Raw genomic sequence first — 19,183 nt, 5'->3', positions numbered from 1 at the left:
AAGCCTTTACCCTTCTCCATCAATCATCGTATACTTCCTAGCAAAGCGCTTGTAGTAAATTTGCTCATCCTCTTGTCCATTGTTAAAAACAAGTCGGTTATGATCAATATCTTTCTCTTTTAACACATAGCCTTTTTCATTCATCAGTTGAATATATTCATCTAAATGTCCTTTTTTCACCATATAGTAAAGAACATTATCTGAATCCGTAGTCTTTGCTACATCTTGACTTCCCACTTCTAACTTGAATACGGCTGTTGCTGTTTGAATGGGACGGTAGTCTCCAAACACCTTTTCCCAGTTTAGTAGCAGCAGCGCGCCGAAGATTATGATACATCCTCCAGCGGCTACGGTTAGTACAAATCGTTTTGACACTTCTTTCTCTCCTTTACATTCTTTTTCTTCTATTTAACACAACAGATTGCCCTAAACTTGTTTTGACTCCAAGCCCTAGATACACAGCAGCACCTAAAGCTATTGAAATACAAGACGTGCTACTCGCAAGTGAAGATGCAGACAGCTTATTTTCCAGAAAATAGTGAGAAGCATAATTGCCAATAAGCACAGCGGCTGACATCACACTTACTAATAAAACAGGAGTCAACGCGGCTTTTCCTAGTGATTGAACTCGGTAAGAAATGGATTTTTCAATTAAATAAAAGTTATAGATAACCGATACACCATATCCTCCGTACGTCGCGACAACAGGTCCAATTTCTTTTAAGCTTGAAACCAACAGTACGTTTAATACTATCTTCACAACAATACCTAAGCCCAAGCCAAAAATTAATTTCTTTTGCTGATTAATTCCTTGAAGAATCGCGGCTGTTACGGTAAAAAGAGCAAATAAAATGGCAGCAGGCGCATACCATTGTAAAACAACTCCACCGATTTCAGGACTGTTTTTCGCTCCAAAGATCATCATATATACCGGCTTACCCAATAAACAAAGCCCCACCGCAGAAGGAAGAGTAAAAAACAACAGCAGCTGCAGCGTTTTTGTAATCTTTCCTTTTACTTCTCGTAAATTTCCTTGCACAAAAGAAGATGTAATACCCGGAATCAGCGACATGCTGAAGGCAGTTGCTAGCGATACCGGCACCATTACTAAAATTTGCGCTAACCCAATGACAGAGTTAATCGTTTCAGCTTTAGCTTGTCCATACCCTATTGATTGAAAAAGCATGTTAATCGTAAACGTATCAATATTTTGATAGATTGGAATAGCTAAACCAACTAATACAAACGGAACAGCGTACGTCACAAGCTCTTTGAACATTAAAGAGAACGGAACAGATTTATTATTCTTTCCGCTATCCACTTCCTTCATAATCAGCCGCTTGCGTTTTAGATACGTCGCACCGAGAATCCCTATACCCCCTAAGCCTCCAATAAACGCTCCAAACGTACCAATTCCAACAGCTTTTGTCATCGTGCTATGAAAGAGATGAATAACAGCGTATGCTCCTGCTAAAATAAACAGCACACGCACTATTTGTTCAATAATTGTACTTAGCGCGGATGGTCCCATGGACTGGTTACCTTGAAAGTAGCCTCGTAATAGACTCATAGGTGGGATAATAATTAAAGCAAAGCTCACCATTCGAATCACGTATACCACGTCTTTTTGACTATTTCCTGAGGAATCTTTTCCGTTAATCACTAGCTCAGCGAGCGAAGGCGCCATGGTATAGAGGACTAAAAATCCTATTATGCCTGTTATCGTCATTAATAGAAGGCCTGCTTTTAATAGATCTTGCCCTGCCCTGTAGTTTCCAAGACCGTTATATTTCGATACATACTTCGAAACAGCAAGCGGAAGACCCATTGTCGATAAGCTTAGCATCAAGGTATATGGACCGTATGCATACTTATAAAGCGCGTAACCTGACGTTCCGACTAGCGCTGTAAACGGAATAATATAAATAAAACCCAAAATCTTTGTTAGCAAAGAAGACGCTGTTAACAAAAGCGTACCTCTCATCAAATTTTTTTCCATACATCAAAACTCCAGAAATAGATATTATATTTTTAACAAATACTTGATTTATTGTATCATAATTACAATTATTATCCAGTTTTTTATAAAGCATTAGAACTTTCTTCATATTACGTTTTTTTACCTAATAAAGGAATATAAACCACTCTTTTCACCTATGAGAAATGAATCGTTTTTACTTTTCACCTTACCTGACGTTTATATTCTGAAAGGCGTGTTACATTATATATATCAGTTACCAACTCAACTAAGACTCCTTGACCATTCTGGCCTACCTTCTCTTTTAGGTAGACTGAGATTGCTAAATCGTTATATATAGGAGGAAAAAATCATGAAAATGAAACAACGACTATCAAAAGCGGCTGCTGCTGCGACGATTACAGGAATTGCTGCGTTTGGATTTGCTCCTGTGGCTCAGCTTGATACCCCAGCACACGCAGCTACATCTCAAGAAACAGGCAGCCAAAGTCAAACAGCTGTAAAAAACATTAACGAAATTTATAATGCGGCGGTGCAAGGTGAAGTGCCGCGATTAACAGCAGACTTAAAAATTGGCAAAAGCCTGCGTCAAGATGTTCGAGATCAGTTCGGTCCTCCGCCTGAAGGTTCATCAAATAACTTTGACTACTATCATGCGGAAATGGGTCACCCTGGATATGCATTTGGCTATGACCAAAATAATGTCATTAACGAAATCCGCTATTTTGGTACAAATGTAGAGCGTCAAACAAATTTAGGGTCCATCACACAAGCTAACTTAAAGAAAGAATTAGGTCAGCCAAACTTTACAAGCAAAGTAAAAGGTGATGGTACGACTCAAACGAGATACACGTATCACGCCGGCGGCTATGATCTTGAATTTATTTTTGATAATAGCAAAACGTTAAATCACGTTAATTTAGTTAAAAAACCTTAAGTAATAGAAAAAGTAGCAGACAGCCTGCTACTTTTTTTCATGAAATAAAACTAATGCTGAATCAGCTACGTGTTCATACCCAATCTCCATGTAAATCTTGTTAGACGTAGGGTTTGTCGTGTCCGTGTATAGACTTGTTGTTTGAAAACCGCTGTCTAGCATAAACTGAGAAAGCGTGGACACACAGCTTGATGCATAGCCTTTTTTACGTTCTTCCCGCGGCGTGTACACAAAGTTAATCGTAACGTTGTGGGTTGTCGGACGCGTAGCATTAGCAATTGACACATACTTCCCGTTCACTTCCCATAAAAATAGCCGTTCTGCTTTAATAAAAGCTTCGCCTGTTTTGACAGCTTGCTCTTTTGATACAGGCTCTCCAATGACGCCCATAAACTCCCAAATCCATTCCGTCACGAGCGGAATATGCTCTGATCTTGCTTTTACCAGCACTCCTTCCGCGTCCGCAGCTTTTTTCACTTTGTCTAACCGGTAAATGCGCTGATCCATTTTCAACGAAGCTTCTTGATTTTTTAGCGCTGCTAGTTTTTGAGAAAGATATAAAACCGTTTGCCTTTCTCCAACTAAGCCCGGTACGGCGGTTTCTTGTAACAGCTCCGCTACTTCGTTCAGCTCATCATTCGTTAGCTTCTGTATTTGAGACAGGATGATTTGCTGAGGATGGGTTTGCAGCAACACAAGCGCAGCACGATTGTCTTTTAAAATAATGCCCATAAAATTCGGTTTGCTGTTTTCATGTAAGCTGTGTAAAATGCCAAGCGCTAAGTTATGAAGAACTTCATTTTTCGCTAAAAACGGCTCGACTTGGTTTTTAAATTCCTGGACTTCCCTGTATCTATGTAATTGGATCATGTTCTTTCTACCTCCGCAAATGCTCTTACCGGAAATGTTCCGACTCCTTGTATTTTAGGAGGCACGGCGTAAAATAAAAAGGACCCCGTTAGTTGATCTAAGCGACATAAGTGTTCAGCAATCACAATGCCCGCTCCTAAAAGCAGCGTATGAGCTGGTCTTGCTTTTCCTTTTGTGTCGTCAATATTCATCGAATCAATTCCGACAAGAGCGGGCTGTTGAGATACTAAATAAGCCGCCGCGCTTTCTGTTAAGTATGGATGGTTTTCTAGATAATCGTCTTTATTCCAGTAGCGATCCCATCCCGTGTGAATTAATACCGCTTTGCCTTTTACGTCTATATGGTGAAAATGAGATTCATCAATAGCCGTTAAAGTCGGGTCGATTGAAACTACTATTCCTTCCAGTCCGGCTGTTTTATCAATAGCCGTTTGAGCTAAATCCGCTCCGTTTTTATATCTGTGAAACGGCACGTCAATATACGTACCGGTATTCGTGACCATTTCAATTTTACCAATTTGAAATTCAGTCCCTGGTTCATACAGCTTTTTAGACTCTTCTCGGCTTAAATAGTCGCAAATAATCGGTGCCGGCAAGCCTTTATGCGTGATAACTCCGTCTTCAATGACGTGGCTTAAATCAATATACGTTCTTTTTTTCATACTACCACCTACTTTTTTCAATATTCAGTAAAAATAGTCTAACATAAAAAAGCTCTTCCTAGTTTCCTAGAAAGAGTTTTTTTTAGAGAACGTTATTAACTTGATTAACTTGATAAACATACATCGTACGCGTGCTTTGTATAAACAAATCCTTCAAAAATAAGACGGGCCGTACGCACTACTTTGATTCCATTAACCTGTCCTTCTTTTAGATCTACACTGGTTTCCATAATTCCCATTGGATGAGCAAGTCGAACCGTATCGCCTTTTAGTTGAACCATTTCTGACAGAAGCGTGCCTTTTGTATAGATAGCCGCCGTTGTACAAATTGCTCCTGTAATCGCAAGCGTTTGATGCGGTTTTTGCATCGACATCATGCGAATTAATACGTCCATTTGAGAAGCAGCTTTTTCTCTGCCAGTCCCGTCGCGGTGGTCCATCGGAGGAGCAATAATCGTCATTTTTGGAACCGCTGGTGATAGTTTAGTTGCTTTGTCTTGAGGTGCGAGCCCCGCTTTTTCCGCTGCAATGGAGCGAATTTCTTCAAATAGCTTCAGCTGTTTGTCCGTGTATTCATGCGGAAGTTCTGTTCCTTTTAGGCCAATATCCGCTGCTTTAACAAATACAAGCGGATTTCCTACATCAACAATTGATGCTTTTACTGTTCCCATAGATGTTTGCAGAAGATCAATAGCGTTCCCGGTCGGAAGCAGTTTTCCGGTAACGGCTCCTTCTCCGTTTTCAAACGAAAGATAAATAGGTGAACCCGTACCTGGCACTCCAGGAATCATACATTCCCCTTCTGTTTTCACTTTCCCGTTTTCTACTTCTACTTCCGCTACGATTACTTTTTTAGTATTCGTATTATAAATCCGCACTTTGGTCACCGGTTCCACAGCTTGTACAAGTCCTTGTTCAATTGCGTAAGGCCCCACTGCTGAGGAGATATTGCCGCAGTTTCCTTTAAAATCAACGAGAGATTCGCTGATGCTGACCTGCGCAAACGTGTAATCTACGTCAGCTTCTTCTAAATCTGATTTTTTTATAATCGCAATTTTACTTGTCAGCGAATTGGCTCCGCCTAACCCGTCAATTTGACGTTGATCCGGACTTCCCATTATATCTAGCAAAAACGGTTCCCAATCCGATTTGTTCACAGGCATTTCTTCATGATTGATAAAGACCCCTTTACTCGTTCCACCTCTCATAACCGTTACAGGAATACGCGTCATCTTAATCACCTTTCTCCCCTACTAACAAACGCCGAGGCGTTCATCAAACCATTTTATTTTTTTACTATTTAGAACCGGTTCATTTGCCATTTATCGTATAATAGAGGTGGTCATAAGTAAAATACATAAAATTTATTGTCTTTTTAAAAATTTTTTTATAATCTAAATACAAGGGGGAATTGGGATGGATCAAAAAGATTGGATATTAATTAAAACGCTTCACGAAGAAAAGAACATTACGCGAACGGCTGAAAGGCTCTACGTATCGCAGCCTTCTTTAAGCTACCGGCTTAAAAATCTTGAAGAAGAATTTGGCGTGACGCTTTTTTTCAAAACGAAAAAAGGAATTGAGTTTACATCTGAAGGTGAGCATCTTGTTCGCTATGCAGAAAACATGTGGAAACAGCTGCAAGAAACAAAAGACAGCATGCGTAATATGAGCGAAACCGTTACAGGAACGCTTCGCCTAGGGGTATCGAGTAACTTTGCACAGCATAAGCTTCCAAAGATTTTAAAGCAGTTTTCTCTTCACTATCCAAACGTACAGTTCAGTGTGAATACAGGCTGGAGTACGCAAGTTATGAATCTATTAGACTCTTCGCGTGTGCACGTTGGTATTTTGCGAGGCAATTACCCGTGGAACGGAGAAAAATCACTGCTGACAAAAGAGCGGCTTTGCTTAATTTCAAAAAAAGAGATTGCGATCGATGACTTGCCGAACCTGCCTTATATTAACTATAAAACCGATACGTCGCTAAAAGATCTCATTCAAGACTGGTGGCATGACAAGTTTTCAGAGCCTCCGTTTGTGGCAATGGAAGTTGACCGGCAAGAAACAGCTAAAGAAATGGTTAAAAATGATTTAGGCTTTGCAATTTTGCCTGAAATTTGCCTTCACTCCAGCGACAACTTATATACATACGGACTTTCATACCGAGATGAATCACCTTTGCTTCGAAACACGTGGCTCATGTATGATCCTTCTTATTTGAATCTAGCGGTCGTGAAAGCATTTATTGACTTTTTAAAGCTAAGTGAAAAATAAAGCAAAAGCTAAAAAGTTTGCGTCTTGGAAGAAACTTTCTTTTAGACCAAGCTTTTTTCTAGACTACCATTATAAAAAATTTTTATGAACTTTCTAAAAAAACCTATATTTCCTTTATTTTTCAAAATGTACTAACATGAAAACAAGAAACATCAGCGGGAGTAAAGAGCGGCTTTAAAAATTCTTAATAATCAAACTACGGCTCATACATGGGGATGAGAGATGTTAGTCACGTTTTTTTACTCTAAAAGTAAACGCTTTCAAAGAAAAGAGGGAAAATAAAGGAGGTTGTTTGAATGCTAGCACTACTAGGTTTTACAATGATTATTGTCTTTACGTATCTCATTATGTCAAAAAGGATGTCTCCTATTGTAGCTTTAATGGTTATTCCGCTTCTTTTTGCGGTGATTGGAGGGTTTGGCAAAGGCGTCGGAGACATGATGCTAGAAGGGTTAAAACAAGTAGCTCCATCAGCTGCGATGCTGCTGTTCGCCATTTTATACTTCGGGGTTATGATTGATGCCGGCCTGTTTGATCCATTAATTAAGCAGCTGTTAAAAATCGTAAAAGGCGATCCGCTTAAAATCGTCATTGGAACCGCTCTTCTATCGCTTTTAGTTGCACTAGACGGAGACGGCACAACCACTTATATGATTACGGTTTCTGCTCTTCTTCCCCTTTATAAACGCTTGAATATGAGCCCGTTAGTTTTAACGACGGTTGCGATGCTTTCTCTTAGTATTATGAGCAGCATGACGCCTTGGGGAGGTCCGGCTACTCGTGCGATTGTCGCTCTTCACCTCGATGCATCAGAGTTCTTTATTCCACTTCTTCCAACGTTAATTGGCGGAGCTTTGTGGGTGATTTTTACAGGCTATATTCTTGGGAAAAAAGAGCGCAGACGACTTGGTGCTATTGACATCGAGCAGTTTGAATTAAAAAGCTCGCTTGCTTTTGCTGAAGACGCGTCTTTAACTTCTCAAGAAGATATTACGCAGCCTAAAAAAATCTGGATTAACTTAGCCTTAACCATTGCACTTATGGTCGTATTAGTTTCTGGTATTTGGTCCGTTTCTGTTTTATTTATGATTGGTTTTGCGCTTGCTCTTATGATTAACTATCCAAAACTTGAGGATCAAAAAGAACGTTTAATGGCTCATGCAGGCAACGCGTTAACCGTTGCAGCCCTTGTCTTTGCAGCCGGTATTTTTACAGGAATACTCTCCGGCACTAAAATGGTGGACGAAATGGCAAGCCTGTTAATTCATTTAGTTCCTGATTCACTCGGTTCGTTTTTACCAACAATCGTTGCTTTAACAAGCATGCCGTTTACATTTGTGATGAGTAACGACGCCTATTACTTTGGTGTTTTACCAATCTTCGCTGAAACTGCTGCTTCTTACGGAATTGATCCAATGGAAATTGCGCGAGCTTCAGTACTCGGACAACCTGTTCATCTATTAAGCCCACTCGTTGCCTCTACTTTCTTACTTGTAGGTATGGTAGGTGTTGATCTTGGTGAACATCAGCGCTTTGCATTTAAATGGGCCGTTTTAACGTCTCTTGTTCTCATTGTCCTTGCTATTGTCACAGGCGCACTTACGCTGTTTTGATAGGGAATAAAAGCTGCTATAGCTTTTTATTAATAAATTTTAAATGATAGGTGGAGGTACTTCTAAAATGTATGTGATTACGTGTTATGTCAGAAAAGGTGAAATGAAAATGTACGAGTTTGATAGTAAAGAAGAAGCCCTTTCTCAGCTCAAAAACCTGAAAGGCTGCAGTATTCTTTCAGAAGTTGTTTACTTTAATGATTCATCCGTTATTCCAATAGCTATTTAATTATGCACCACTCAACCCTATAGGTACAAATTTGATAAGCTTCCTTTCGCTCAAAAGGAAGCTTCTTTCTTTTATGTTCTTCTCAGGCTTCGGCCTCTTTTCTCTCATCAACGTTTTGTTACGTCTGGTTCGTTTTGTTTTCTTGCTTCAATCATATCAATAATTCGATTGGTATGTGGAGTTAGCACTGCGCACTTTTGATAAAAGGCTCCGTCTACAAAAAGCAGCTCTTCGTCCATCCCACAAAACTTGCAGCGGAGCTCTTGTGGTCCTGCGTATGAGGTGTGATAAACACTATCATTAAAGATGGTATAAAAAGTATTTCGTTGCTGCGCGTCGTAAAAGCCATATTCTTTATTACTGTCATCACGGTAGTTAACTCCATAGTTCCGTTCAAATTCTTCTTGAGTAAATCCATCCTGCAAAAGTTCATTTTGTACTAGTTCTCTTAAACAACCTTCTATTTCTTTGTAGTTAAATGAACAATTATGTGCGTAAACATCCAGTTCTTCAGTGCTGTTCTCTTTTACCATCACTTCACTGCCGCAAATCTTACAGGGGTGTTTAGGACGCTGTTGATTAAAGTAAGAGAGAGTTTGTACTTTTTCCACTGCTATTTCATCGCTCACCTTTTTAAATTTAATCATCACATTTTCTGTTTGACTAACGTTTTCGTTATACAACATCACTTCATATTCATCTATATTCTTTCCGTTTTCTTTTCGACTCGAATGCTCCATTACTTCATATGAAGAAATAGTAAAAAACTCGTTAAAATTCAACACTAACATGCATCCTTCCAAAAAATTTGCGTTCTCTATGTACCTGCTCTATACTACCATTTTTTCAAAGGCTCGCACCACTAAATGAACTTCTTTTAAATTCATGCATGTATAGCAGTTCACTATAACTCCCAAATATCCGATCAGTTGGCTATTTCACATTCACATCGAATAAATAAGTTGCCTTTCCATGAGGCCATTTACCCGATACTTCGTAAAGATAGTAACCGTTCTTTGAAGACACTTCAATATGATTATCCGTTATTTTAATTTTTTCTTTTTGATTATTTTTGTTTAGTTGATAAATTGTAAGTTTTGGATTGTTTTTTAGTATAATTGTAACTTTGGTATCTTTCTCTAGCGTGAGGTCATCAAATTCTTTAACAACCTCTTTTGGTGAGTAAGAATCCGTTTTGGTTATGTGCGCACCATCGTCACCGTTCCATTCATATTCTCCTACTCGCATTTCATACTCTTTGTCATTAACCACAATGCTTCCTGACACTGGAACTTGTTCATCATTAGGTGTAGATACATTGACCTTTTCTTGGTTGCAACCAACTAGTAAGAAAAAGAATAACGATGTAAGAACTACTTTATTTATACTTCCCCTCCTCTTAAGACTCGCTCTTCTCCTCATCTTATTTTTCATCACAAATATATAATACCAAAAATATCCATAAGAGAAACCATGAAAAATCGTCACAATTATGATTTACATCAATCTATTTGGTTACAACGCCTTATGCATATTCTTTTACTATGCGGCATACGTAACACTAACCCTTTTATAAGGAGGATTCCATGAATACGTATGTAATCATCAGTATTGGCGTTGTTGCCAGCGCATTTTTATTTCGTAAATATCGAAAGCAAGTCGTTGAAATATATACAATCAGTGAATTTATTCATGCTAAAAACGGCGCGGTCGCTACAGGCTCCACGTGGCTTGAAAAGTTTTTGAAAGAACCTTACGCTACCGGACCAAACTATGAAAAAACAGAGGATGACGTTAGCGAGGATGGAGATGGGGATGGCGGAGAATAACTAAAACAAAAAAAGAGATTGTGATATAACTACATCACTCCCATCTAAAGATCAACAGATTGGATACATGAGGTGGACTGCTTATTATACCGCTGTTGATTTCCGTGCAAGGCTTCGCTTTCCGCCGGCGGCCGCTGAGCCTCCTCGTCGCTTCCGCTCCTGCGGGGTCTCACCTATTCCGCTTCTCCCGCAGGAGTCTCCGCCTTGCCCTCCAATCAACAGCTAGAAGCATCTAAATGGATGACACCTACGCTCATCCTACCAATAAAAAATCCGAACGAAGTTGATTCTTCATCAAGAATCTTCACCGTTCGGATCGCCCTTCAGTTAGAACACTTTTGTCCCAGCCTATTTCTTATTAATCATCGCTGCCTAAAATACCAAAAAAGCGAAGCAAGTTGATGAATAGATTAATAAAGTCTAAATAAAGAGATAGTGCCAGCAGTGGAACAAGCTCTTCTGTAATTTCACCATGCTTCATTTTGTTAAAATCATATAGTACGTAAAGTGAGAAAACGATGGTACCAATCACTGAGAATGCCATAAGTCCAGGCGTTGTTAATGGACTAAACAGCGAGAAAATGCTGATGCACACTAATGCTAACAGCGCCACTAATAAAAAGCTGCCTAAAAACCCTAGATCTTTTTTTGTTTTTGCGCCAATTACACCCATCACCGTAAAAATAACGAACGTGCTTCCAAACGCATAAAGAACGACTTGCGCCCCCGCTACTGATGCATAGTAGCTGACAATCGGAAACAGCGTGATGCCTGATATAAATGAAAAAGCATATGTAAAGCCATATCCTACGCTTTTTTTCTTTCGTAACATAAATGCGGCAACCAGCATCACAAGTTCAGCAATCGCTAATGGAAGGAAATAAGCCGGCGGCACATATTGACCTACATATAAGCCAACTGTTGAAATAAATAACGAAAAAATAAATGTGACTAATACTTTTTGAAACAGAGACCGCTGCTCTACTCCAATCACTTCTTGCATGTGTAAAACCTTCTTTCTAAAATCTGTTATATTTTATATAATACCTACCTTTTAAAGAAAAATAAAGATAATACTAAGGTCTTTTTTCTTATTTTTATAGACAAGAAAGCATAGACACTGCCGTCTATGCTTTCTTGTCACCTCTTTATTTCGGCAACAGAATACCATCGATAATTCCGTACTCCCTTGCTTCTTCAGCACTCATGAAATAATCTCGTTCCGTATCGTTTGCCACTTTTTCAACCGGCTGTCCCGTTCGTGTTGATATGATTTCATTAATATGCTGCTTTAATTTTAAAATCCGCCGAGCGCTAATTTCAATTTCAGTCGCCTGCCCTCTAGCTCCTCCTAGCGGCTGATGAATCATAACTTCACTATTCGGAAGCGCATAGCGCTTTCCTTTTGCTCCTGCTAGGAGAAGCAGTGCGCCAAAAGAAGCGGCCATGCCCGTGCAAATTGTTTGAACGTCCGGCTCGATGTACTGCATCGTATCATAAATCGCAAACCCTGCGGAAGTCGAACCTCCGGGGCTGTTAATATACAGTGAAATATCTTTTTTAGGATCATCTGCCGCAAGAAATAAGAGCTGCGCGACCACGCTGTTGGCAATATGATCATTGATTTCATCACCAATTAAAATAATTCGGTCTTTTAACAGCCTTGAATAAATATCATACGAACGTTCACCGCGGTTGCTTTGTTCAATTACATATGGAATGGTACTCATATATATCCTCCCTATCACACGTAATATGGCTATGCAGCCATGCAGAGAGTGCATGTCGGAGTATACGTTGGTTTTTGAATGACGCTTTTTAAGGAAGGCAACTCCCGAATCAAAAGTGCTGGGTCCTGCGCTTCTAACGTTTTATAAAACAGTTCTGACAGCTTTTTACGCTCTCTTTCATTCCAAAAAGAATCTGTAGAAAACGGCTCACTGTCTTTTTCTAACCGCTGCTTAGCACGATGTAAATTGCTTTTCACCGCTGTTTCTGACGTTTGTAAAATCGAAGCGATCTCTTTCAGCTGATAGCGAAAGCCTTCTTTTAAGAAAAAGATAACCGCTTGCTTCGGCGTAAATTGACTAAGCAGCAGTTCGACCGAGTGTCCCTTACTATCAAACGCATGCTTGTCGGCTTGTTGTTCCAAAGCTTTTTCTTCGACTATTCCTTCACGCTTTCGTTTTCGCAGCAGGTCAATCCAGTGGTGGTACGCAATTTTATTTAACAGCGCAGAAGACAAATTGTGCTCTTCGCCTTTATATCGCTGAGCTTTTAAAAACGTTTCTTGCGCGATATCATCTCCGTCCCACACATTTTGTGCTAAAAAGCGGCAGTACTGCTGCAGTTTTGGGTAATGCTCGTTCCAGCAAGCCTCATTAAAGCTTTCTGTTTGTTTTTCAATTTTTTTTGAATGTGACATGGTTTTCACTCCTTTTGCACTCTCTATTTACTAAACGATTAAAGGAAGTTCAAAAGATACGGGGAATCAAACTTTTTTATACATTATACGCTTAAGCAGCCATTTTTTTGTATTATAATGAAGATACTTTTATCTGAGGAGTCTAAAATGATATGCGAAGAAGACGATTATACGGCAAAAAGAAAACGAACAAACTTCACTATAAAGACTTAACCTGTGAACACCCTCCGCCCGCTTTGCCTATGAGTTATACAAGTGAAGCTCCTTTTTACTATTATGAGGCGTCAGAAGACGAAAAACAAAACGACTTTGAACTATATTCAGAGATTTGTATCATGAATCAAGAACATTTTTTCGTCAGAGGCTGCGTTGAAATTCCCGTTCTTAATGAAGAAGACCCTTTCATTTGGAACATTTGGGTTTCTTTAAGCGAAGAAAATTTTCATCGAATGATAAATTTATGGGAAAGTGACGAAAGAGAACATGAACCGCCTTATTTCGGCTGGTTTTCAGTTTCAATTCCAGGCTATCCTGAAACGTTAAATTTAAAAACAAATGTGCATACAAGACCTGTTGGAACGAGACCTCTCATTGAATTAGAACCAACCGATCATCCTTTAGCCATCGAGCAGCGGGAAGGGATAACGCTAGATCGAATCAAAGATATACAAAAACAATTGGCTACCTATTAAAAAACCAAGACAGCCCCAGACTGTCTTAGTTTTTTACCTTTATGGCATGCGCTTTGCTCCGTAGTATTTAGGCGCCCAGTAGCTGTCTACTTTATAGTTTGTAATTTTCACGCCCTCAGATGTGGCTACGTGAACGACATAGTCATTTCCAATATAGATAGATGGAATAAGTGAACTTCCTTCAAAAAAGACGAGATCTCCCGGCTTCAAGTCAGATTGTGAAATGGTTTCTCCTGCTTCCCACTGCTGACTTGCATAGCGCGGAATGTCTTTTCCAGCTGCTTCTTTATAAATGTATTGAACAAAACCAGCTGTATCAAAGCCTGTAGAAGGACTTGTCCCACCTTGTGCGTAAGGTACTTCTCCTACATATTTAAGAGATTCCGTCACAAATGGATTGTCTTTTGACAGCGATAAGTCATCGTAGCGCCTTGCTCCGGCGTACTTAGACGTCCAGTAGCTGCTTGTTAGGTAATCAACCGTCACATTTTCGCTGCGCTTGGCGTGAATAAACTGATTGCCGCCTGCGTAGTAAGGTAAGAACCCAGCGCCTTTTCATATTACTATGATAGGTTTCCAAGAACTCCCCTCCGAACCGTACGTACACCTCTCGGTGTATACGGCTCTCCACTTAACCTTAGTCTAGCTTTCCATTGTGCAGGTCTCGATGACACTTTAGACACAGAGCTACAGTTTTTCTTTGTCTTCCAATCATCCACTTTTCCCACTTTGCTTTCCCTTTTAAATCTTTGATTTTTCTAACATGATGCATTTCAAGGGGAGAATTTGTTTTACCACACCACTCACATGTTGTCGCTTTAAGCCTATCTATTAGACTTGTTTCACCTTTATTCTTCTGCTCGTTCACTAATAAATCGGTGGTCGAATTGTCTTTTACAGATGGATTGCAGGTGAAACCGTCTGAGTATAGAGTACATTTCTGTAGACCTTTTTTTGTGGAATAGGTCACTGTAAATACTCCATTTTCACAGTATTTCCTAGTGATTTTCTTTATGGTTGTTTTATATTTGTTAGCGAACGTTTTATACATGCTATATTTCATGTGGTAGTAAAACTTATTAAGTACACTTACATTCTTAGCTAGCCTGTAGTAATTGTACATTCCTCTAATTTGGGCGTTATAGATTCGGAGAATCTCTAAATCGTCTAAATCTATGAGACTAGTTCTGTGAACTGGCTTCCAAGTGCCATCTGGCGTTATTTTTAAGACCCTTAAATCTTTTAACTTATCAACCCATTTTTTATGTGGTACGTATAGTGTGCATGTGTAAGATTTAGACCTTCTCATCCGTCCGTCCTTACACATTTTCCGATCTTGATTTCGCGATATCATCACGTCATATCCTAAGAATTGAGCTGGTTTACTCGAGTGCGTAATTAGTGTCTTTTCTTGTGAGAGATTTAATTGAAGTTCTTCCTTAAGAAATTTAGTTAGTTTTTGTTTTACTTGTTGTGCCTCTTGCTTACTCCCAATCATTCCTATCAAGAAGTCATCTGCATACCTTGTGTAGTACATTCTTTTAAAGTCTTCGTCATTGGGTTTTACAACAGGTATCTTACTCCGTTCCTCTCTCAGCTCTTTAATCATCAGAATGATATCCCTTTGTTTATCTGTACTAAGTTCGTCATTTCGCAAAATGTTTCTTACTTTACCTATTTTGTTACAGATTCTTTTGTATTCAGAACTCGGCTTTCTTTTAGTACCCTTGTTAAATTTCAGCACGAGTTGTTCTACATATTTATCAAACTCATTAAGATAAACATTTGCTAGGATAGGACTAATAATTCCACCTTGCGGTGTGCCACTATACGTTTTATGATATTCCCAATTTTCCAAGTATCCTGCTCGAAGTAATTTCCAAATTAAATTGATAAATTTTTCGTCATGAATTCTTTTCCTGAGTATCTGTATAAGCTTATGATGGTTGATATTATCAAAAAAACTTTCAATGTCACCTTCTACAAACCATCTTGCACCATCGAAATGTGTTTTGATTTGCATCAACGCTGTATGACAGCTTTTTTGAGGTCTGAAGCCATGCGAAAATTTAGAGAATGTGCCTTCATATATAGACTCAAGTATCATTCTAATTATTTCTTGTATTAACTTGTCTTCTATTGAAGGGATACCTAGTGGTCTACGTTTCCCGTTCTTCTTCGGGATATATACTCTTCTAACTGGTTTGGGTTGATAAGATTCAGTCTTTAACGCTTCAATGAGATTGTCTATGCGTTTGATACTCATTCCATCTATAGTTTTTCCATCTGTCCCTTGAGTCATATTTCCTTCTTTTGCATACATCTTTTGATATGCAATATAATAAAACTCGGGGTTATATAAGTTCCTATAGAGACGCTTAAACTTATAGGTGGAATCATTAGATTTGGAAGCTAGACTGTTTAATACGTTATTTGGACTTCTCAAGAAGCCTCACGCTCCCTCCATATGTTGTATTAAACGATTAAGCTGTTTCCCTTCGCCTCGTAATAGGCTTTCCCTATCTCTGACTACTATGGAAACTCCGTTACCTTATTGAATTTTCATGAGCCACATACCTCGCTTTTTACCACTTGGTATCATCCTCACTAGCCTTTTTCATTGGGCGTTTCAACTTAGGTAATCCCCTTTTAGCACTCTAAGGATAGCTTGTTATAATGTCGGATGTGACGTTCGTCCTTTTCCCTTCATTAGGGCTGCGTAACTCTTAGAACACTCGCAAAGACTCGGCATATATTAGTCTTTCCTTAGAGTTATACGACGTCTTCTAGTTACCTTTCGTCGTAAGCCACGTTATACTCGCTCGGGCTGTCATTCAAGCAGTTTAGCTTTCATCCTTATTTACAACATTTCGTCTTGCTATTCAGTCTTACCATGGCAACTTGGTAACTTATAGCTTTCCTAACATGCTACACTCCCCATTGGTTTCCCATCCGGATAAGTTAGGTGACGATAGACTATTTGTGTTCTTTGCCTACTACCTTGCTAGGGTAGAATCCTTCTGAGCCCTTAAGGGCGCACAATGCCTACGTGTGAAATCCCTTCACGATACGTGTCTTTAAAAAAGATAACGTCTCCTGGCTTTAAATCTGCCCGTGCAACTTCTTCTCCAACTTGCCACTGCTGATCGGTTGATCGCGGAAGGTAGACGTCCGATGCATGTTGAAATACATAGGCAACAAATGCGGAACAGTCAAAACCGTCTGTTGGCGACTCGCCTCCAAATACATATGGCGTGCCGAGATGTTTTAATGCTTCTGCAATGACTTCATTATCTTTTGCAATTTCCGGTGCTCCTGTAATGCGCTTTGCTTTGGCGAAATGTGATGACCAATAGGCGCTGCTTGAAATGTTTTTCACCACTACTTTTCCGTCTGAAGAAGATGCATAAATCATCTCATCGTCTCCGATATAAATAGCGGCTACGTTAACTTCACCGTTTTCATTAGTGTCAAAAAACAATACATCACCCGCTTGCAGCTCGTTTTTATCAACGTCTGTCCCAAGCTCTGACTGTTCTTTCACGGAACGAGGCAGCGTTGTATCCAGCGCTTGCTTAAACACATATTGAACGAAGCCAGAGCTGTCAAACCCTTCGCTTAGCGTCTCTCCTCCAGATGTATAACCGGCTCCTTCATACGTTTTTGCTTTATCAGCAATCACGTTTTCATCTGTAGCAGCCTGTACTTGCACAACTTTTTCTGCAGGAAAAGCGCCTTCATAAAAAGTGGCAAGACTAAGCCCTAACGCTGTGACCATAAGAGGTTTCATTACTTTCATGTTTGTTCTCCTTTGTTTTTTATTTCATCCAAGAAGTTTTATATGTAAATGGTTCCCCTGTTAAAGTATGGTGCAGATGGATAGGAATTGGCTAGTACCTTTTGACTTAAATATGCTTCCCTTCCAAAGTCCTGTAAAAAATCCATAAAAAAACTCGGCGCATATTACGCCGAGCTTTTTTATTTCATGCCCACCTGGATATTTGCTGCTTTTTGTTTTTGACGTAAATTTGCAATCCACTTGTAGTAAAGTGTAATCAAAAGAACAAAAATACCAAGCGCAAAGTACAATTTTGAATAGCCTAAAGCACCTGCTGCAATTCCTAATACAAACGAACCAACTGCAATTCCGCTATCATAAAACGTAAAGAACGTGGCAGTTGCATATGCGCTTCGGTGAGCAGGCGCTGCTTGAATCGCCAGCGTTTGGAAGCTAGGAAGCAGCGTTCCGTAGCCTAGTCCTACTAATGCACCTGAAAACAGCAGCATCCAAGAAGAATGCGTAAAGCTTAAGCTAAATAGACCAATCGCAAAGACAACGCATGATGGAATAATCACAATGTTTGGACCAGATTTATCGAATAGTCTTCCGGTAAACGGTCGTGAAATCAGCATCGCAGCTGCGAACACAACAAAGAAAAAGCTTGCTGTTTTAATTAATCCAAGCGACTGTGCGTACACAGAAATAAACGAAATAATACTTGCATACGAAAAAGAAACGAGAATACCTACAGATGAAATCGGCATGGATTTCTTTTCAAACAAGTCGCTCAGTGAAAATGATTCCTTCACTGGCGAAGCAGCGTTTTCTTGAAGATTTTTGACCATCATTCCACACAGCCAACCAACGAGCATAATCACGCCAAATACAAGGAAAATAATGTTGTATGCCATGTACTGATGAAGCGTTAATGCTAAAAACGGCCCTGCAACTACAGCTAAGTTCATTGACATTCCGAAGTAGCCAAGCCCTTCTCCTCGTCGTTTAGCGGGAACTAAATCCGCTGCAATCGCTCCGGTGACGGTTGTCGCTAAGCTGAATGAAATTCCTTGAAAGAAGCGCAGTAATAAAAGCACGTTAAAATGGTGGATAAACATATATAAGAAGGAAGAAAGCGCAAAAATGAGGGTACTAAATACAAGCGTTTTTTTCTTTCCAATGTTTTCAATGACTTTCCCTGAAAACGGTCTAACAATAATCGCAGATAATAAAAAGATGGTAACAACAAGCCCTGCCTGCGTACTCGTGCCGTCCAAGGCGTCTAATACATAAATCGGCAGCAGCGTCAGCAATGCATAAAACACGACAAAAATAAAAAAGTTGGTAATCGCAATGCTGATAAAGCTTTTAGTCCAGATTGGCTCCTGCTGGTTCGTCATTCATTTCACCCTTTTCTGTAGATTTACAAATTTTCTTTAATAACGAAATAAGCTGATCCTGTTCGCTGTCGGATAAAGCAATCAGCAAATTTTCTTCTAAACGTTCAATTTCTTGCTGAATTTCTGGAAGCTTTTTCTTCGCTTGAGGAGACAAATAAACGATGCGCTCTCGTTTATCACTGCCTGCTTTTCGAACGATCCATCCGCTTTTTTCAAGCCTTGTTAACGTGCGGGTAACCGTTGGCGCTTCGACATTTAAATACTGCCAAATCTCCGTTTGCGTCATCGAGCCGAATCGCTTTAAACAAAATAAAATCGAATACTGTGAGCTGTATAGCCCGTACGCTTTTAACACTTCATTTACTTCTTTAATAGACAATCTCGACTTTTGATGAAGCTCATGAAACACCAAGTTATTCACTTTTCTCACCTCACCTTTTCATTTTATTTACCTAGGTAACTAATTGCTCTTTTATTAGTATATGTGCTGCTA

Annotated in this window: 21 protein-coding genes; 5 read left to right on the top strand and 16 right to left on the bottom strand. The window is 39.5% G+C overall.

Features of this window, described 5'->3' with window-relative positions:
• Window positions 1-6: 6 nt before the first annotated feature.
• Window positions 7-375, bottom strand: coding sequence for a hypothetical protein (locus ACNHOZ_RS05690; protein WP_048020426.1), 369 nt, complete (start codon window positions 373-375; stop codon window positions 7-9).
• 13 nt (window positions 376-388) lie between these two features.
• Window positions 389-1,999, bottom strand: coding sequence for a putative polysaccharide biosynthesis protein (locus ACNHOZ_RS05685; protein WP_048020423.1), 1,611 nt, complete (start codon window positions 1,997-1,999; stop codon window positions 389-391).
• 331 nt (window positions 2,000-2,330) lie between these two features.
• Between ACNHOZ_RS05685 and ACNHOZ_RS05680 the strand changes: the two genes are divergently transcribed.
• A complete protein-coding gene (locus ACNHOZ_RS05680; protein ID WP_048020421.1) occupies window positions 2,331-2,915 on the top strand; it encodes a YjgB family protein in 585 nt (194 codons plus the stop codon).
• A gap of 27 nt (window positions 2,916-2,942) precedes the next feature.
• Here the strand turns inward: ACNHOZ_RS05680 and ACNHOZ_RS05675 are convergent, their stop codons facing one another.
• The 3 genes from ACNHOZ_RS05675 to ACNHOZ_RS05665 all read right to left on the bottom strand — a co-directional run bounded on the left by ACNHOZ_RS05675 (window position 2,943) and on the right by ACNHOZ_RS05665 (window position 5,679).
• Entirely contained in the window at window positions 2,943-3,785 is an 843-nt protein-coding gene (locus ACNHOZ_RS05675; protein WP_048020418.1) for a GNAT family N-acetyltransferase, read from the bottom strand.
• Window positions 3,782-4,447: a cyclase family protein gene (locus ACNHOZ_RS05670; protein ID WP_048020416.1), complete on the bottom strand. Its 666-nt coding sequence runs from the start codon at window positions 4,445-4,447 to the stop codon at window positions 3,782-3,784. The genes ACNHOZ_RS05675 and ACNHOZ_RS05670 overlap by 4 nt, the downstream gene beginning before the upstream one ends.
• A gap of 104 nt (window positions 4,448-4,551) precedes the next feature.
• Window positions 4,552-5,679, bottom strand: a complete 1,128-nt coding sequence (locus tag ACNHOZ_RS05665; protein ID WP_048020414.1) for a 2-methylaconitate cis-trans isomerase PrpF family protein — start codon at window positions 5,677-5,679, stop codon at window positions 4,552-4,554.
• 184 nt (window positions 5,680-5,863) lie between these two features.
• On the opposite strand from ACNHOZ_RS05665, the gene ACNHOZ_RS05660 reads away from it, so the two are divergent.
• Window positions 5,864-6,724, top strand: a complete 861-nt coding sequence (locus tag ACNHOZ_RS05660) for a LysR family transcriptional regulator (RefSeq protein WP_033579989.1) — start codon at window positions 5,864-5,866, stop codon at window positions 6,722-6,724.
• A gap of 296 nt (window positions 6,725-7,020) precedes the next feature.
• Window positions 7,021-8,337 (top strand): CitMHS family transporter, encoded by a 1,317-nt coding sequence (locus ACNHOZ_RS05655; protein WP_034267599.1) that lies wholly within the window; start codon window positions 7,021-7,023, stop codon window positions 8,335-8,337.
• Window positions 8,338-8,673: 336 nt separating this feature from the next.
• Here ACNHOZ_RS05655 and ACNHOZ_RS05650 read toward each other — a convergent pair whose 3' ends face one another.
• Window positions 8,674-9,351, bottom strand: coding sequence for a hypothetical protein (locus ACNHOZ_RS05650; RefSeq protein WP_048020411.1), 678 nt, complete (start codon window positions 9,349-9,351; stop codon window positions 8,674-8,676).
• A gap of 148 nt (window positions 9,352-9,499) precedes the next feature.
• Window positions 9,500-10,000 carry a hypothetical protein gene (locus ACNHOZ_RS05645; RefSeq protein WP_230683516.1) on the bottom strand — a complete coding sequence of 167 codons (501 nt, stop codon included), beginning with the start codon at window positions 9,998-10,000 and terminating at the stop codon, window positions 9,500-9,502.
• 152 nt (window positions 10,001-10,152) lie between these two features.
• Here ACNHOZ_RS05645 and ACNHOZ_RS05640 point away from each other — a divergent pair, with 152 nt between their 5' ends.
• Window positions 10,153-10,395, top strand: a complete 243-nt coding sequence (locus tag ACNHOZ_RS05640; RefSeq protein WP_048020409.1) for a hypothetical protein — start codon at window positions 10,153-10,155, stop codon at window positions 10,393-10,395.
• 84 nt (window positions 10,396-10,479) lie between these two features.
• On the opposite strand, the gene ACNHOZ_RS05635 is transcribed toward ACNHOZ_RS05640, so the two are convergent.
• From ACNHOZ_RS05635 to ACNHOZ_RS05620, 4 genes are all read right to left on the bottom strand, one after another.
• Window positions 10,480-10,614 (bottom strand): hypothetical protein, encoded by a 135-nt coding sequence (locus tag ACNHOZ_RS05635; protein WP_255902688.1) that lies wholly within the window; start codon window positions 10,612-10,614, stop codon window positions 10,480-10,482.
• A gap of 139 nt (window positions 10,615-10,753) precedes the next feature.
• Window positions 10,754-11,398: a Bax inhibitor-1/YccA family protein gene (locus ACNHOZ_RS05630; RefSeq protein ID WP_028409806.1), complete on the bottom strand. Its 645-nt coding sequence runs from the start codon at window positions 11,396-11,398 to the stop codon at window positions 10,754-10,756.
• 145 nt (window positions 11,399-11,543) lie between these two features.
• Window positions 11,544-12,125, bottom strand: a complete 582-nt coding sequence (clpP, locus tag ACNHOZ_RS05625; RefSeq protein ID WP_028414941.1) for an ATP-dependent Clp endopeptidase proteolytic subunit ClpP — start codon at window positions 12,123-12,125, stop codon at window positions 11,544-11,546.
• A 29-nt stretch (window positions 12,126-12,154) separates the two neighbouring features.
• Window positions 12,155-12,820, bottom strand: coding sequence for a sigma-70 family RNA polymerase sigma factor (locus ACNHOZ_RS05620; protein WP_048020407.1), 666 nt, complete (start codon window positions 12,818-12,820; stop codon window positions 12,155-12,157).
• A gap of 152 nt (window positions 12,821-12,972) precedes the next feature.
• Between ACNHOZ_RS05620 and ACNHOZ_RS05615 the strand changes: the two genes are divergently transcribed.
• On the top strand, window positions 12,973-13,512 hold the full coding sequence (locus ACNHOZ_RS05615) for a DUF2199 domain-containing protein (protein WP_048020405.1): 540 nt from the start codon (window positions 12,973-12,975) through the stop codon (window positions 13,510-13,512).
• Window positions 13,513-13,551: 39 nt separating this feature from the next.
• Here ACNHOZ_RS05615 and ACNHOZ_RS05610 read toward each other — a convergent pair whose 3' ends face one another.
• The 5 genes from ACNHOZ_RS05610 to ACNHOZ_RS05590 form a co-directional block, all read right to left on the bottom strand.
• On the bottom strand, window positions 13,552-13,998 hold the full coding sequence (locus ACNHOZ_RS05610; protein ID WP_447697057.1) for a C40 family peptidase: 447 nt from the start codon (window positions 13,996-13,998) through the stop codon (window positions 13,552-13,554).
• Window positions 13,999-14,149: 151 nt separating this feature from the next.
• Window positions 14,150-15,958, bottom strand: a complete 1,809-nt coding sequence (locus ACNHOZ_RS05605; protein WP_447697056.1) for a reverse transcriptase domain-containing protein — start codon at window positions 15,956-15,958, stop codon at window positions 14,150-14,152.
• 582 nt (window positions 15,959-16,540) lie between these two features.
• Window positions 16,541-17,311: a C40 family peptidase gene (locus tag ACNHOZ_RS05600; protein ID WP_447697055.1), complete on the bottom strand. Its 771-nt coding sequence runs from the start codon at window positions 17,309-17,311 to the stop codon at window positions 16,541-16,543.
• Between the two features lie 179 nt (window positions 17,312-17,490).
• Window positions 17,491-18,690 carry an MFS transporter gene (locus tag ACNHOZ_RS05595; protein ID WP_048020402.1) on the bottom strand — a complete coding sequence of 400 codons (1,200 nt, stop codon included), beginning with the start codon at window positions 18,688-18,690 and terminating at the stop codon, window positions 17,491-17,493.
• Window positions 18,659-19,111 carry a MarR family winged helix-turn-helix transcriptional regulator gene (locus ACNHOZ_RS05590; RefSeq protein WP_013058498.1) on the bottom strand — a complete coding sequence of 151 codons (453 nt, stop codon included), beginning with the start codon at window positions 19,109-19,111 and terminating at the stop codon, window positions 18,659-18,661. The genes ACNHOZ_RS05595 and ACNHOZ_RS05590 overlap by 32 nt, the downstream gene beginning before the upstream one ends.
• Window positions 19,112-19,183 lie beyond the last annotated feature (72 nt).

This window comes from Priestia sp. D51 (assembly GCF_053345675.1).
This window is presented reverse-complemented; position numbering and strand designations above follow the sequence as displayed.